14 protein-coding genes are annotated in these 15,105 nt (G+C 69.0%); 3 read left to right on the top strand and 11 right to left on the bottom strand.

All coding sequences use genetic code 11. From position 1 onward, the window contains the following. Positions 1-46 precede the first annotated feature (46 nt). Positions 47-925, bottom strand: coding sequence for a bifunctional methylenetetrahydrofolate dehydrogenase/methenyltetrahydrofolate cyclohydrolase FolD (gene folD / locus E5843_RS06965; protein ID WP_136412245.1), 879 nt, complete (start codon positions 923-925; stop codon positions 47-49). Positions 926-1,029: 104 nt separating this feature from the next. Between folD and E5843_RS06960 the strand changes: the two genes are divergently transcribed. Then, entirely contained in the window at positions 1,030-1,338 is a 309-nt protein-coding gene (locus E5843_RS06960; protein WP_136412244.1) for a DUF1244 domain-containing protein, read from the top strand. Between the two features lie 48 nt (positions 1,339-1,386). Here E5843_RS06960 and E5843_RS06955 read toward each other — a convergent pair whose 3' ends face one another. From E5843_RS06955 to ndk, 10 genes are all read right to left on the bottom strand, one after another. Beyond that, positions 1,387-2,439, bottom strand: coding sequence for a DUF2272 domain-containing protein (locus tag E5843_RS06955; RefSeq protein ID WP_141065838.1), 1,053 nt, complete (start codon positions 2,437-2,439; stop codon positions 1,387-1,389). A gap of 63 nt (positions 2,440-2,502) precedes the next feature. Then, positions 2,503-3,639, bottom strand: a complete 1,137-nt coding sequence (gene moeB / locus E5843_RS06950) for a molybdopterin-synthase adenylyltransferase MoeB (protein WP_141065837.1) — start codon at positions 3,637-3,639, stop codon at positions 2,503-2,505. Between the two features lie 102 nt (positions 3,640-3,741). Continuing rightward, entirely contained in the window at positions 3,742-4,965 is a 1,224-nt protein-coding gene (locus E5843_RS06945) for a molybdopterin molybdotransferase MoeA (RefSeq protein WP_136412241.1), read from the bottom strand. A gap of 10 nt (positions 4,966-4,975) precedes the next feature. Continuing rightward, positions 4,976-6,373 carry a ribosome biogenesis GTPase Der gene (gene der / locus E5843_RS06940; RefSeq protein ID WP_136412240.1) on the bottom strand — a complete coding sequence of 466 codons (1,398 nt, stop codon included), beginning with the start codon at positions 6,371-6,373 and terminating at the stop codon, positions 4,976-4,978. A gap of 119 nt (positions 6,374-6,492) precedes the next feature. Beyond that, the gene (bamB, locus tag E5843_RS06935; protein WP_141065836.1) at positions 6,493-7,683 is read right to left on the bottom strand and encodes an outer membrane protein assembly factor BamB; all 1,191 of its coding nucleotides are present in this window, start codon (positions 7,681-7,683) and stop codon (positions 6,493-6,495) included. Then, positions 7,683-8,312: a YfgM family protein gene (locus tag E5843_RS06930; RefSeq protein ID WP_141065835.1), complete on the bottom strand. Its 630-nt coding sequence runs from the start codon at positions 8,310-8,312 to the stop codon at positions 7,683-7,685. Before E5843_RS06930 ends, bamB begins: the two co-directional genes overlap by 1 nt. Before the next feature lie 99 nt (positions 8,313-8,411). Beyond that, positions 8,412-9,254: a helix-turn-helix domain-containing protein gene (locus E5843_RS06925; RefSeq protein WP_136412238.1), complete on the bottom strand. Its 843-nt coding sequence runs from the start codon at positions 9,252-9,254 to the stop codon at positions 8,412-8,414. Beyond that, positions 9,251-10,081 carry a tetratricopeptide repeat protein gene (locus E5843_RS06920; RefSeq protein ID WP_136412237.1) on the bottom strand — a complete coding sequence of 277 codons (831 nt, stop codon included), beginning with the start codon at positions 10,079-10,081 and terminating at the stop codon, positions 9,251-9,253. The genes E5843_RS06925 and E5843_RS06920 overlap by 4 nt, the downstream gene beginning before the upstream one ends. After that, a complete protein-coding gene (rlmN, locus tag E5843_RS06915; protein WP_141065834.1) occupies positions 10,068-11,219 on the bottom strand; it encodes a dual-specificity RNA methyltransferase RlmN in 1,152 nt (383 codons plus the stop codon). The genes E5843_RS06920 and rlmN overlap by 14 nt, the downstream gene beginning before the upstream one ends. 111 nt (positions 11,220-11,330) lie before the next feature. Next, entirely contained in the window at positions 11,331-11,756 is a 426-nt protein-coding gene (ndk, locus tag E5843_RS06910) for a nucleoside-diphosphate kinase (RefSeq protein ID WP_134673307.1), read from the bottom strand. Between the two features lie 220 nt (positions 11,757-11,976). Between ndk and E5843_RS06905 the strand changes: the two genes are divergently transcribed. Both E5843_RS06905 and E5843_RS06900 read left to right on the top strand, forming a co-directional pair. Beyond that, positions 11,977-12,591: a TetR/AcrR family transcriptional regulator gene (locus tag E5843_RS06905; protein WP_141065833.1), complete on the top strand. Its 615-nt coding sequence runs from the start codon at positions 11,977-11,979 to the stop codon at positions 12,589-12,591. Positions 12,592-12,650: 59 nt separating this feature from the next. Further along, on the top strand, positions 12,651-15,023 hold the full coding sequence (locus tag E5843_RS06900) for a 3-hydroxyacyl-CoA dehydrogenase/enoyl-CoA hydratase family protein (protein ID WP_141065832.1): 2,373 nt from the start codon (positions 12,651-12,653) through the stop codon (positions 15,021-15,023). Positions 15,024-15,105 lie beyond the last annotated feature (82 nt).

Raw genomic sequence — 15,105 nt, 5'->3', positions numbered from 1 at the left:
GCGTCGGCGGCGCCTACGCCGGCCGGGCGCGTGTCGTGGTCGCGGATCAGGCGTCGGACGCTTCCGCCGCCTCCAGGGTGTTCTGCATCAGCGTGGCGACGGTCATCGGCCCCACTCCGCCCGGAACCGGTGTGATCCAGCTGGCGCGGCGCGCCGCCGCCGCGAAGCCGACGTCGCCGACCAGGCGGCCATCCTCGAGGCGGTTGATGCCGACGTCGATCACCACCGCGCCGGGCTTGACCCACTCCCCCGGCACGATGTCGGGACGCCCCACCGCGACGACCAGGATGTCGGCCTCGCCCACGTGGCGTTGCAGGACCTCGGGCGGGGTGAACTTGTGGCAGCTGGTGACCGTGCAGCCGGCGATCAGCAGCTCCAGCGCCATTGGCCGGCCGACATGGTTGGACACGCCGACGATCGTCGCGCTCTGTCCGCGCACCGGGCGGTCGGTATACGCCAGCAAGGTGGTGATGCCGCGCGGCGTGCACGGGCGCAGGCCGAACTGGCGCAGCGCCAGCTGGCCGACGTTCTCGGGATGGAAGCCGTCGACGTCCTTGAGCGGGTCGATGCGCTGGATCAGGCGGCTGGCGTCGGCGATGCCCGGCAGCGGCAGCTGCACCAGGATGCCATCGACCTCCGGGTCGGCATTGAGCCGGTCGATCAGTGCCTCGAGTTCCGCCTCGCTGGTGCCCGCAGGAAGGTCGATGTCGATCGCACGGATGCCGACCTTTTCCGCCGCGCGACGCTTGTTGCGCACATAGGACTGCGACGCCGGATCCTGACCCACCAGCACCACGGCAAGCGTCGGTCGTGCCCGGCCTGCGGCCACCCGTGCGTCGACCCGCAGGCGCAGCTCGTCGAGCAGCGAATCGGCGATCCGGCGGCCATCAAGGATGCGTGCGGTCTGGGCGGGCTCGGAGGTCATCGGTGGGGTCGAATGCGCGGCGGTGCATTGTCGCCGATGGTGGCCGCGGTTTGCAGGCACCGCGCACGCGCGCGATGCTGCCCGCCCATCCCGGGCGCGCCGCTATGACCGACACCACCACCGAACTCGAAGCGGCCGCATTCCGGCGCCTGCTGCAGCACCTCAACGGGCACCGTCCGGATGTGCAGAACATCGACCTGATGATCCTCGCCGGCTTCTGCAGGAACTGTCTGGCGGACTGGTACCGCGAAGCCGCCGCCGGGCGCGGCATCGCGCTGGACAAGGACGCCGCGCGCGAACGCATCTACGGGATGCCGTTCGCCGAATGGAAGGCCCGCCACCAGCGCGAGGCGACGCCTGCGCAGCTCGCCGCGTTCGAAGCAGCACAGCGGGCGCAGCCACCGGCCGGATGACGCGACCGGTTCCGGCGGCCGTGGGATCCGCAGCGGCGCCGTGCATGGTCAGTCGCCGCCACTGCCACCCGCATCGCGCGGACAACGCGGCACGCGGGTGTCTCCGGCGATGCAATGGATACAGCAGCCGTCCGGCGTCCCCGGTGGCTGTGCCGGTAATACGATCGATGCCGCGTGCGTAACCTGCAGCGGTGGTGGCGGCGCCAGGCCGGCGAGTACGTCGGGCGGCCTGAGCTCCAGCAGCACGGTCCAGTCCTGCCGGTTGGCGCTGCATGCCTGTGGGTGGTCCGGGCTGCACGGTGGATCGGACAGCTGCCGGACCGGCAGTTCATGCAGCAGGCCGCCCGGGGTCAGCGGCAGCATGCGCAGGGTGACGCCATCGAAGACGTTGCCGCCGACCAGCCAGGCCAGCCCCGTATGCGGCCGGGCGTCGACCACGATGTCGCAATGCATGCCCAGGCCTTCGTCGCTGGTTGCCAGCAGCTGGGCAAGGCCGGCAAAGCCGAACGTGCGGGTGCTGGCGCGGGCATAGCACAGCAGGTCGCCGCGCTTCGGCCGTGCCGACTCCGGGGCCGCCACCCGGTAGGCGCTGGCATCCGGGCCGCGGTAGGCGTCGCGCACGTAGGAGACGTGGCTGGCCGAGCCGTTGAAACCGCGCAGGCCGGCGCGCCGCATCACCCATGACACGTACGCCGCCGACCACGGCGTGTCGACGACGAAGGCACGGCAGGCCGGTGATGGATGGCCATCGATCCCGGCGTACGCGCACTCGGCGGCGCCGGGCCGCCCCGCCGCCGCGGCAAGCAATCCGCTGTCGCGCCAGTAGCCGGCGACGCGCCGCCACGCCTGCTCGCCGTTGGCGAGCAACGCGGCCTCCGCTTCGCGCACCACCGACCCGGCCAGGCGCCCGTCGGCGTCGATGAACGGCCGGTGCCAGAGCTGGTGCTCCTCGCACGCCACCGCGGCGATGCGGGTCGCGACATCGGCGGCATCGACCTCACCGCGCAGCAGCGGACAGGGATCAGCCGCGGGGGCCACGCCCGGTACGAGCAGCAGCAACGCGACCCAGCGGAGAACGGACACGCGCAGACACAACGGCATGCGGACACCTCGACGTATCGGAACGGGCCCGATCCTGCCGCTACCGCCGTGAAGAACGCCCGCTCAGCCCGCGCCGGCGCAGAACGCCGCGTAATCGATGTAGCCCGGGAATTCGCGTCCCGGCGCACACAGCGGGCAGTCCGGATCGGCCGGCAGCCGCGTCTCGCGGAAGCGCATCGCCAATGCGTCGAAGTGCAGCAGACGGCCGCGCAGCGGCTCGCCGATGCCCAGCAGAAGCTTCAGGGTTTCCGTGGCCTGCAACATGCCGATCACCCCCGGCAGCACGCCGAGTACACCGGCCTCGGAACAGTTCGGCGCCGCTTCGGGCGGCGGCGGCTCCGGGAACAGGCAGCGGTAGCACGGCGCCTCGCCGCGGCGTCCGCCGGTATCGAACACGCTGGTCTGCCCTTCGAAGCGATGCACCGCGCCGTACACCAGCGGCTTGCCCAGCTTCACGCAGGCGTCGTTGACCAGGTAGCGCACCGGGAAGTTGTCGGCGCCGTCGATCACCACGTCGACGCCCTCCAGCAGCGACTCCACGTTGGCACTGGTCACCCGCTCGGCGATCGGCTCGATCCGCGCGCGCGGGTTGAGCGCCGAGAGCGCGGTTGCCGCGGACGCGACCTTGGAATGTCCGATGCGGGCATCGGTGTGCAGGATCTGCCGCTGCAGGTTGCTCCGGTCGACCACGTCGTCGTCGGCGATACGCAGCCGGCCCAGGCCGGCGGCGATCAGGTAATACGCGGCCGGCGAGCCCAGCCCGCCGGCGCCGACCATCATCACGTGCGCGCGCTCCAGCCGACGCTGGCCTTCGACACCGATCTCCGGCAGGCGCAGGTGGCGCGCGTAGCGCTCGTGGAAATCGAGGTCGACATGCGCAGCGGGCGCCGTCATCGGCAGGCCTTCCGCCTGCCATCGGCTGGTCCCTCCGACCACCGAGGCAAGCCGGTGGTAACCGCGGGCCTGCAGGCGCTGCGCGGCCTGCAGGGAACGGGCACCGGACTGGCAGATCAACAGCAGCTCGTCGCCGGGCGCGGGCACGACCCCGGCAATCAGGGCGTCCAGTTCGCCGAGGGCAATGCCGTGGGCGCCATCGGCCATGCCCAGGTCGCGCTCGTGCGATTCGCGCACGTCGACAAGGCGTGCGCCGGCGCGCAGGCGGCGCAGTGCTTCGCGCGGGGTGAGTTCCTCGATGCTCATGGCGGGATTATCGCCCGGGCGCCACGAACTGCCGGTAAGCAGCAATCAACGCCCGTTCCCCGACTGGCAACGCGCAACACCGGGCCGGATGCTGCCCCTGGGTCAGTACGCGATGATCCCGACCGGCGTCCCGGCGCGGTAGTGGCGCGCGCCCTCGTCCAGCACGATCAGCGCATCCGAATCCGCTGCCGCGCGCATCCGGTGCGAACCGTCGGCAGCGTTGGGTTCGACGTGGAGAACACCATCGCCATCGTCGAGCAGGCGGCCGCGCAGGAACTCCAGCCGCTCGTGCCGCTTGTCCCAGTCCTGCATCAGCTTCGCGCTGCGCAGCGATCGTGGCGCCCTGCCCTGCAGACCATCGGTGAGTCGTCGACCGAGCGCCAGCCAGGTGGCGAGCACCGAAACCGGGTTGCCCGGCAGGCACAGGAAGAGCGCATTGCCGAGCGAGCCGCCCTCCGCCAGCAGAACCGGCATGCCGGGCTTCAGCCGCGCCTTCCAGAACAGGATGCGCGCACGCTCGCGCAGCAGTTGCGGCAGGTGGTCCTTTTCCCCGGCGGACACGCCACCACAGGTCAGCACCACGTCGAAGGCATGGCCGGCATGCAGCAGCGCCGAATAGATCTGTCCCGGATCGTCCGGCAGCGTCGGCCACGCGGTCGGCTCGAGGCCGGCTTCGCGCAGCAGTGCCATCAGCTGCACGCGGTTGGCGTTGTAGATCATCCCGGGTGCCAGCGGCATGCCGGGTTCGACCAGCTCATCGCCGGTGGTGAACACCGCCACGGTCGGGCGCCGGTGCACGGCGACCTCGGTCATGCCCTGGGCCGCGAACAGGGCCAGCTGCCCGGAAGCCAGGGCCTGACCGGCGACCGCCAGCAGATCGCCCAGGCGACAGTCCTCGCCCGCGCGGCGCACGAACTGCCCGGCTACCGCCTCGCCGGCGAACCGCACGCGATCACCTTCGACCGTCGCTGCCTCCTTCATCATTACCGTGTCCGCACCCTCGGGCAACGGTGCGCCGGTGGTGATGCGCACGCAATGCCCGGCATCGACCCTGGCCGCCGCAATCGCACCGGCGAACTGCTCGCCTGCGAGCAGCAGGCCAGCGCGGCCGGCGCGCGCAAGGTCGGCATGGCGGCAGGCAAACCCGTCCATGGCCGCGTTGTCGAACGGCGGCTGCGGCAGCACGGCGCGCACGTCTTCGGCGAGGACATGTCCATGCGCGCGTGCAAGCGGCAGGCGCTGCACCGGCAGGCGGTGGCGCGCGGCAGCGTCGTCGATCAGCCGGCAGGCGTCGTGGTAGCCGATGCGGACGGGGAAAGACTCCATCGCGTTGCGGTCATTTCCGCTTGACGTGACGCATCAGGCGCCGGCGCTGCGCGACCTGCCGCTCGGAGAGTTCGTTCTTGCGGTCCTTGTACGGGTTGTCGCCTTCCTTGAACACGAACCGCACCGGCGTACCCACCAGCTTGAAACGCTTGCGGAAGAAGTTTTCCAGATAGCGGTGATAGCTCTGCGGCAACGTCTTCAGCCGGCTGCCGTGGATCACCACGGTCGGCGGATTGGTGCCGCCGGGATGGGCGAAGCGCAGCTTGGGCACGTGGCCGCGCACGGTGGGCGGCGGGTTGGCGGTATACGCCGCCTCCAGCGCCTTGGTGACCTCGGAGGTGCCGAGTTCGCGCGTGGCCGAGAGGTGGGCGCGGTGGATCGCCTTGAACAGTTCGCGCAGGCCGGAGCCGTGCACGGCACTGATGCGCACGTTTTCCGCCCACGGCACGAAGGTCAGCTTGCGCGACAGCAAGGCTTCGACCTGCTCGCGCTGGTAGGTGGTCAGGCCGTCCCACTTGTTGACTGCAACCACCAGTGCCCGGCCGGCATCGAGCACCGCACCCAGCACGGTGGCGTCCTGCTCGGTCACGCCTTCGCTGGCGTCGAGCATCACCACCGCCACCTGGCATTCCTCGATCGCCTGCAGCGTCTTGATCACCGAGAACTTCTCGACCGCCTCCTCCACCCGGCCCTTGCGGCGGATGCCGGCGGTATCGATCAGCCGGTACTTGCGGCCGTCGCGTTCGAGGTCGACGGAGATCGAGTCGCGGGTGGTGCCTGGCACGTCGGACGCGATCATCCGTTCCTCGCCCAGCAGCCGGTTGACCAGCGTCGACTTGCCGACGTTGGGGCGTCCGATGAAGGCGATGCGCACGCGCTCGGGATCGTCGTCGAGGACCTCGCTGCTGCCCTCCTCCGGCAGCCGCGCGAGCACGTCGTCGAGCAGGTCGTCGATGCCGGTGCGGTGCGCGGAAGACACGGCGCTCGCATCATCGAAACCGTAGCGGGAGAACTCGGCGATCGCCTGCCGGGCGTCGATGCCGTCGGTCTTGTTGACCACCAGCAGGGTCGGCCGGGAATGCCGGCGCAGCCACTGCATCAGCTCGTCGTCGAGCGACGACGGGCCCTCGCGGCCGTCGACCACGAACAGCACCAGGTCGGCCTCCTCGGCCGCGGCGCGCGACTGCCGCGCGGTGGCGCCAGCCAGGCCCTCCTCCTCGCCACCGATGCCACCGGTATCGACCAGCACGAAGGGACGCTCCGGGGTGAGCCGGCAGATGCCGTAGTTGCGGTCGCGGGTGACCCCGGGCTCATCGTGGACGAGCGCGTCGCGGGTGCGGGTCAGCGCATTGAACAGCGTCGACTTGCCGACGTTGGGGCGCCCAACCAGGGCGACGAGAGGCAGCATTGGAGGAATCCGCGAAAAAGACGGGAGATGGAAACGGCATCGGCCGCAGCGATGCGGCCGATGACCATCTTAGGGATCCTGCCCGTCGATTGCAGGATCCGGTCCGACGAGGACGCGGACTACTGGCCGATGCGCCAGGCGCTCAGGTTGCCGTCGACGTTCTGCACCACGAGGATGCCGTCGGCCACCACCGGGGTGCCACGCAGGGCGTCGCGGCCGGCCCGGGCGCGGGCAGCGAACTGGCCGCTGTCGAGTTGCAGCCAGTGCAGGTAGCCGTCGTAGTCGCCGACCACGACATAGTTGCCGTGGACCACGGCCGAGGTCAGGTCGCGACGCGCCAGCCCGTCCTGCTGCCACATCGCCGATCCGCTGCGCTTGTCCAGGCCCCACACCGTGCCGGCCGGGTCGGACACCGCGAGCAGGTTCGGCGCGACGCCGAGCCGCCCGACGCCACCACGGTCGCTCACCCACAGGGGGCGGCCGGTGGGGCCATCGATGGCCATCGTGTTGCGCTTGTAGCTCGTCGCGAACACCACGGTGCCATCCAGCACCGGCGTACCGTCGATATCGGCCATGCGCTCGAGCTCGGTGCGACCGTCCGGCGGGCCGACCAGCTGTTCCCACAGCACGCGGCCGTCGGCAATGCTCAGCGCGACCACCGTGCCGTCGTCGTTGCCGACAAACACGAGGCCCGGGCCGAGGAGTGCCGAGCCATGCCCGCGCACCGTCAACGTCGGCAGCTCGCGCACCCAGAACCAGCGACGCTCACCGGTCGCGACATCGAACGCGGTCACCCGGCCGTCGTTGGAGCGCACGATCACCGCGCCCTGCCCGATCACCGGCGCCGCCAGCACTTCGTTGCCGACCTTGGCCTGCCAGCGTTCGGTACCGGTCGCGGCATCCAGCGCCACGACCTCACCATCGAGTCCGCCGACCACCACCAGCCCCTCGCCGTGGCCGGGGCCACCCGACAGCCGCAGGTCGGAGGGGTAATGCCAGACCTGCGCGCCGCTCTGCAGGTCGAACGCGCGCACGCCGCCACGCACGGCGGCCGCGTAGACACGGCCATCGCCCACCGCCGGTGCCTGGCGCACGCCGATACGGCCTTCGCCCTTGCCGGCGCCAGCGGTCCAGATCCGCTCCGGAGTCGCCGTCGAGGTGAACTCGACCAGCGGTGCCGGATCGGTGGTGTTGGGCTTGTCGTCGTCGCTGCTGAACCAGCCGCGGATCGTGCCGCAGCCGGTCAGCGCGACCGCGCCCAGGAGAAGGATCGCGCCACGCAACGCGGCAGAACGCTTGGCAGACTTCATCAAGAGGCCTCGTTGGGGGTCGGTTCGCCACCTGCGGCAGCGAGCTTGATTTCGATCAGCCCGCGGCCGGGCGAGGCGACGTCGGTCTGCGCGAGTGCGCGGGCATAGGCCTCGCGGGCCTCGGCAGTCTGGTCCAGCGCGGCGTGCGCATCGCCCAGTGTTTCGAGCGCGGTCGCGTCGCTGGCGTCCCGCAACAGGGCGACGGCTTCCTCGGCGCGATCCGCGTCGATCAGCAGCTGGCCCAGACGCTGGCGCCGGATCGGCTCGAGCGCCAGGTCGCTCGCATCCGCGCCCTGCAGGGTCTGGATGGCCGCGTCACGTTCGCCGGCCTGCACCTGTGCACGAGCAAGCTCGAGTGCGGCAAGCACACCGTAGCTGCCGCCCTGCAAGGCGCCGACCTGGCGCTGGGCGTCGGCGAGGTCGCCGCTGGCAAGATCCGCGACCATGCGCTGGTAGGTCATGCCCGCCTCGACACGCTGGGCGTGCTGGTTGCCCTGCCACCAGCGCCAACCGCCGACGAGACCGAAGGCAACGAGGATGCCTGCAAGGATGCCGAGGCCGTTCTCACGCAGCCAGGTACGGACGCGTTCACCCTGTTCGTGTTCGTCCGGAAGATCGTCGATCGCCATGCTGTCTCTCGCCGCACGCTGGCGCGCGCGACCTGTTGTTCTTGTATGGGGTCCGCGTCGGAACGCGGACCATTGGGATACGCCACGCGGGCGTCCGGATCACTCCGAGACGGGCGCGAGCGAGCCGTCAGAGGATACCTCAAAGCGGGCCACGTTCGCCCGCTTGAATCCGGCGAGATCCTGCACCTCGCCGTTGCGCCGGACCTCGACGCCACCCGCATTGCCGAGCACCACGCGGCCAACCTGGCCGGGCTCGTAACTGCGGGAATCACCGGCCCGCACGAGCGCCTGCTCGACCTCGCGGCCATCCGGAGCGAGTACCTGCATCCAGCTGTCGCCGCGGAATTCCAGCGACAGTGACTGCGCGACGGCCGATGCCGGTGCGGTCCGCTGCACCGGCGGCGCCATCGACGCCACCAGCGGACGCTGCTGCGCCGGCGTGCGCGGCGCCGCCTCGGTCGTCACCACACCGTCGGCGCGGGCTGCGCCCTGGTCCATGCTCGACGGATCGACATCCAGTGCGATGACACCCTGCCCCGGGCCATCGACGTGTTGCCGGGTGACCATCCACACCGGCACCGCGATAGCGGCCGTGATCACCACATAGACGACCTTGCGAGCCGCCTGTTCGGCATAGCGCTGCAACGGCGACGTGTAGGTGCGCGGCTGCAGGCGCGATGGCTCCAGCGGCTGCTGGGCCTCCGGTGGCAGCAGGCTGTCGGCTGGCACTCCCAGCACCCGCGCATAGCTGCGGACCTGGCCGCGGATGAAGACAGGCGCCCCGAGCCTGCCCCAGTCGCCCGATTCAAGCGATTCCACCACCCGTGCGGGTACACGCATCCTTGACGCAACATCGGCCACGCTCAGGCCGGCACGTTGGCGGGCGTCCCGCAGGCGGTCCCCGTGGCCATCAGAGTGGCCTGGATTCGCTGCAGATGTCATAGCTGACTGCTTTCCCCGGATGATTCGGACAGCGCACGCGGAAACTCCCTTTCCAGGCGCTGACGATAGCGTCCGGCGGCTGCCATGTCGCCGAGGCGTGTTTCGATCTGTGACGCAAGTAGAAGCGCAGCCCCCGTTGCGGGCGCAGCCGCGAGGCGGCGCTCCGAAAACGCACGTGCTTCCAGAAAACGGCCACTACGGTACTGGTAATCGGCCATTGCTGACAATGCCACAGTGTTGGCCGGGTCCAACCCTAGGGCGAACCGCAGGTCGCGCTCGACCCGCCCCGGCTGTCCTGCGGCTTCGGCACAGGCGCCGGCGTTGGCCATCGCGTCCGCCACCCGCCCATAGCGGGGGTCGGCGATCGCCCGGTCGAAATACCCCATTGCCTCCGCGGCGCGCGCATTGCCGCACAGCCAGGCACCGTAATTGTTGAGCATCAGCCCATTGTCCGGCGCCGCTTCCGCAGCGCGGCGGTAATAGTCGCCGGCCTCCGCCGTACGCCCGTTGCGCACGGCGACAACGGCCAGCAGGGTCAGGGCGTCGGCGGACTTCGGGTCCACCCGCAGTGCGTCGCGCGCATGACCCGCGGCGGCATCGAACTCACCGGCAACGAGGGCACGGTCGGCACGGCTGACGTGCGTGGCGGCCTCGGTGCGGCGACGGTCTTCAGGCGTGGTGCGGAAGCTGTAGTCCTGGGCCACCTGCCGCGTCTTGCCGCGGCTCGCATCCGCCTTGATGAAGGTGAGGCGGGAGCAACCGGTGGCGAGGATCGCAACCGTGGCCGCGAGGACAAGCAGGCGTACGGCTGCCTCAGGCGGCCGCATCGGCATTTCCCTGGGCCTGCAACTGCTTGTTGAATTCAGCCTGGCGCCGTGTGCGGTCGGCCACCTGCCCCTTGAGCTGGCCACATGCCGCGTCGATGTCATCGCCGCGGGTACGGCGCACCGGCGCGATCATGCCGGCGTTGTTGAGCTGTTTCTGGAAGGCACGGATGACCTCGTCATCGGGCCGTGCGTAGCGCGTGCCCGGGAACGGGTTGAACGGAATCAGGTTGATCTTGGCGGCGTCCTTCATCTGCACCGCGCGGTCGAATGCGCGCAGCAGCGCGACCAGCTCACGCGCGTGCTCGGGCTGGTCGTTGACACCCTTCATCAGGGTGTATTCGAACGTCACCGATTCGCCCTTCTTCCGCAGCGCATAGCGCACGCAGGCATCCATCAGCTCGGCAATCGGGTACTTCTTGTTGAGCGGCACCAGCTGGGTGCGCAGTTCGTCGTTGGGCGCGTGCAGCGAGACCGCAAGCGAGACGTCGCTCTCCTCGCCCAGGCGGTCGATCATCGGCACCATGCCGGCGGTGGACAGTGTCACCCGCTTGTTGGCGAGGCCGTAGCCGAGGTCGTCGCGCATCACGCTCATCGCGCGCACCACGTTGTCGAAGTTCATCAGCGGCTCGCCCATGCCCATCATCACGACGTTGGTGAGCTTGCGCTGCCTGTGGGGCACGTTGCCGAGGTGGCGTGCCGCGATCCACACCTGGCCGATGATTTCCGCCGTCGACAGGTTACGGTTGAAGCCCTGGGTCGCGGTCGAACAGAACTGGCAGTTCAGTGCGCACCCGACCTGCGAGGAGACGCAGAGGGTGCCGCGCCCCTTGTCGGGGATGAACACCGTCTCGATCGCATTGCTGCCGTCCATGCCGACCAGCCACTTGTGGGTGCCGTCGACGGAGGGTTTGTCGAACTGGATAGCCGGAACGCGTATCTCGGAGTGCGCCTCCAGCTTGGTGCGCAGCGCCTTGCCGAGGTCGGTCATCTCCTCGAACGTGGTCACGTGCCGGTGGTGGATCCACTTCATGACCTGGTGCGCACGGAAGCGCTTCTCGCCGAGCGTGTCGACGAAGAAGAGCTCGAGCCCTTCGCGGTCGAGCTCGAGGAGGTTCTGCCTGGTGGTTGTTTCGGTCACGACTGTTCGGTTGCCTGTTGATTTGCCACGAAGGAACGCGGAGTGAGGATGAGGTGCCGGAAGCGGAGCTGCCGACCTGTCATTGCTCCGCGTCCTTCCGCGGCAGGAACATCAACGGGCGTGGACGTCCGTCGATGCGAAGAAGTAGGCGATCTCGACGGCCGCGGTCTCGGCGGCATCCGAGCCGTGCACCGCGTTCGCGTCGATCGAATCGGCGAAGTCGGCGCGGATGGTGCCGGCCGCGGCTTCCTTCGGATTGGTCGCGCCCATCAGCTCGCGGTTCTTCGCGATCGCACCGTCGCCTTCGAGCACCTGGATCATCACCGGGCCGGAGATCATGAACTCCACCAGCGCGTTGAAGAACGGACGCTCGCGGTGCACGGCGTAGAAGCCCTCGGCTTCCTTGCGCGACAGCTGGGTCATGCGTGCAGCGATGACCTTGAGGCCGGCCTTCTCGAAACGGCTGTAGATCTCGCCGATGACGTTCTTGGCGACGGCATCGGGCTTGATGATGGACAGGGTGCGCTCCAGCGCCATGGACGATCTCCGGGAGTGAGGGACCGCGCGAACGGCGGCCCGTGAATTCGGTTGCATGGAAAAACCCGCGTCGCTGCGCGGGTTTGGCCGATCTGGCTGCGGTCGATTCTAGCTGAAAAGCACGGGCATTTGTAGACGCGCGGACGGCGTGCGCACCCGCGTTTGACCGCTGGACAGGCTGCGACCTAACATCCAAACAAGCGTTTGATCATGGGAAGCCATGTCCACCCAGTTTTCGACCAAGGAACGCATTCTCGGCGCGGCGGAGGAACTCTTCGCGCAGCAGGGATTTGGCGCGACCTCCCTGCGCCAGGTCACCAGCCGCGCGGACGTCAATATCGCGGCGGTGAACTACCACTTCGGCAGCAAGGAGAACCTCGTCAACGAGGTCTTCCGCCGCCGCATGGACGACATGAGCGGCCATCGGCTGGCAATGCTCAACGATGCGCGGGCGCAACGTCCCGGTGAACTGGAAGCCATCCTCGCCGCCTTCGTCGAACCGGCGCTGGCGCTGGCCGCAGGCCGCAATGGTGGCGGTGCCTTCATCCGGGTGATCGCCCGCGCCTATGCCGAGCAGAACGACGGGCTGCGTGGGTTCCTGTCCGAACGCTACGGGCATGTGCAGCGTGAGTTCGCCCGCGCGATCGCCGAGTGCGTCCCGGGCCTCGCGAAGGAACAGCTGTACTGGCGACTGGATTTCCTCGGCGGCGCGTTGACCTATGCGATGGCCGACTTCGGCCTGATCCGCCGCCCGCCCGGGGTCGACGAGCAGACCCATCGGCGCCGCGCCGCGGAGGAACTGATCCGCTTCGCCGCCGCCGGCTTTCGCAGCTGACCGCACCGGCGCTGTCAAACGTCACGCCGATAACGTTACATATCAAGGAGTTGGGAAGAATGTCTGAGAAACTGCTTGTCCGTCGCGCAGCAGTGCTGGGCGCGGGTGTCATGGGCGCCCAGATCGCCGCGCACCTGACCAATGCCGGTGTGGACACCGTGCTCTTCGACCTCGCCGCCAAGGAAGGTCCTGCCGACGGCGTGGTGCTGAAGGCGATCGCCAACCTCGGCAAGCTGAGCCCTGCCCCGCTCGCCAGCAAGGCGCTGGCTTCGGCGATCACCCCGGCCAACTACGACACCGGTCTCGAGCAGCTGAAGGGCTGCGACCTGATCATCGAGGCGATCGCCGAGCGGATGGACTGGAAGCAGGATCTCTACCGGAAGATCGCGCCGTTCGTTGCCGACCACGCGGTGCTGGCCTCCAACACGTCGGGCCTGGGGATCAATGCCTTGGCCGATGTGCTGCCGGAAGAACTGCGCCACCGCTTCTGCGGCGTGCATTTCTTCAACCCGCCGCGCTACATGCATCTGGCCGAGCTGATCCCCGCCAGCACCACCGATGCCACCGTTCTGGAAGGCCTTGAGACGTTCCTCACCACCCAGCTGGGCAAGGGCGTGGTGTACGCCAAGGACACCCCGAACTTCATCGGCAACCGCATCGGCGTGTTCTCGATCCTCGCCACGATCCACCACACGCGCGAAGCCGGTCTCGGCTTCGACGAGGTGGACGCGCTGACCGGACCGCTGGTCGGTCGCCCGAAGTCGGCGACCTATCGCACCTCCGACGTGGTCGGGCTGGACACCATGGCCCATGTCATCAGGACCATGGCCGACACGTTGCCGCAGGACCCGTGGCACCGCTATTTCCAGTCACCCGAGTGGCTGCAGGCGTTGATCGGCAAGGGCGCGTTGGGCCAGAAGGCGGGTGCCGGCATCTTCCGCAAGGCGGGCAAGGACATCATGGTCCTCGACCTGGAGAAGCAGGACTACCGCCTGGCCGACCGCAAGGCCGCCGACGAGGTGGTCGAGATCCTGAAGACGAAGAATCCCGCGGAGAAGTTCGCAAAGCTGCGCGAAAGCCGACACCCGCAGGCGCAGTTCCTGTGGGCGGTGTTCCGCGACCTGTTCCACTACAGCGCCTACCACCTTGCCGATATCGCCGAGACCGCGCGCGATGTCGACCTCGCGATCCGCTGGGGCTACGGCTGGTCGCTCGGGCCGTTCGAGACCTGGCAGGCCGCCGGCTGGAAGCAGGTCGCGCAGTGGATCGCCGACGACATTGCCGCCGGCAAGGCGATGAGCGATGCGCCGCTGCCGGCCTGGGTGCTGGACGGCCGCGAAGGCGTGCACTCGGCCGAAGGCAGCTACAGTCCGGCACGCGATACCGTGGTGCCGCGCTCCACCCTGCCCGTCTACCAGCGCCAGCGCTTCCCTGATCCCGTCCTCGGCGAGACCTTCGACGCTGGCACCACGGTGTTCGAGAACGACGGCGTGCGCATGTGGCACGACGGCGACGGCATCGCGGTGGTGTCGTTCAAGACCAAGATGCACACGGTCTCCGACCAGGTGCTCGACGGGTTGCAGGAAGCGGTGGCGATTGCCGAGCGCGATTTCCAGGGCCTGGTGATCTGGCAACCGAAGGAGCCCTTCTCCGCCGGTGCCGACCTCGCCGGCGCGCTCGGCCTGCTGCAGGCCGGCAAGGTGGACGCGTTCGAGGCGATGGTGGCGAACTTCCAGGCCACCAGCCAGCGCATCAAGTACGCGCTGGTGCCGGTGGTCGCGGCGGTGCGCGGGCTGGCGCTGGGCGGCGGCTGCGAGTTCCAGATGCACAGCGCCCGCACGGTCGCCCATCTGGAAAGCTATATCGGCCTGGTCGAGGCCGGTGTGGGCCTGCTGCCGGCTGGCGGCGGCCTGAAGGAACTGGCGGTGCGCGCGTCGCAGGCGGCCGGCCCCGGCGGCGACGTGTTCGCCGAACTCAAGAAGACCTTCGAGACCGTGGCGATGGCGAAGGTATCGAGCTCGGCCTTCGAGGCGAAGGAATTGGGCCTGCTGCGCGCCGATGACCGCATCGTGTTCCACGCACACGAGCTGTTGCACGTGGCCAAGGCCGAGGCGCGCGCGCTGGCGGAAGCCGGCTATCGCCCACCGATGCCGGCACGTCGCATCCAGGCGGCTGGTGACGTCGGCATCAGCACCTTCCGGATGCTGCTGGTCAACATGCTGGAGGGCCGCTTCATCAGTCCGTACGACGACGAGATCGCCACCCGCATCGCGACAGTGCTTAGCGGCGGCGAGATCGATCGCGGCGCGCTGGTCGACGAGGACTGGCTGCTCGCGCTCGAACGCAGGCATTTCGTCGAGCTCGCCCAGCAGGAAAAGACCCAGGCGCGCATCGGCCACATGCTCAAGACAGGCAAGCCGCTGCGCAACTGATCGCAGGCCGTGATTGGTGGTTCGGGATTGGTGATTCGGAAAAGCAGGAAGGTCGCCACTAGGCGCCGGCTCCCGAACCACT

This window comes from Luteimonas yindakuii, assembly GCF_004803715.2.
Lineage (GTDB): Bacteria > Pseudomonadota > Gammaproteobacteria > Xanthomonadales > Xanthomonadaceae > Luteimonas > Luteimonas yindakuii.
The sequence above is the reverse complement of the archived record's forward strand: the minus strand, read 5'-3'. Positions and strand labels throughout refer to the sequence as shown.